The organism is Halorubrum sp. SS7, assembly GCF_005435055.1.
GTDB lineage: Archaea > Halobacteriota > Halobacteria > Halobacteriales > Haloferacaceae > Halorubrum > Halorubrum salinarum.
Map to the genome: position 1 here is coordinate 1 of NZ_SGXV01000387.1, position 379 is coordinate 379.

The window sequence follows — 379 nt, forward strand, 5'->3', positions numbered from 1 at the left end:
AACGCGTAGTAGCCGAACTTGATGAACGACATGAACGTCCCGACTCCGCCGAGCAGGAGCAGCCACTCCAGCGTGCCGAACCCCCCGAGCGGGAGCGGCCCCTTGCCGAACGTGTAGTGGCTTCCGGAGATGATTATCCCCTTGCTGACGAAGCCGTTAAACCCGGGGAACCCGGCGATCGAGAGCGCGGCGACGACGAACGCCCCCGCGGTGAGCGGCATCTCGCGGGCGAGGCCGCCGAGCTTCTTCAGGTTCTCCTCGCCGGTCCGGTAGACGACGACGCCGGCCGTCATGAAGAGGAGCCCCTTGTAGAGGATGTGGTTGAAGACGTGGGCGAACGCGCCGGCCTGAGACAGCGCCGACCCGATGCCGACGCCGG

Annotated in this window: 1 protein-coding gene; it reads right to left on the reverse strand. The window is 66.8% G+C overall.

The window, feature by feature from the left end:
• Nucleotides 1-379, reverse strand: a 379-nt coding sequence (locus EXE44_RS18510) for a proton-conducting transporter membrane subunit (RefSeq protein ID WP_274595403.1), incomplete at both ends; no start/stop codon positions are given.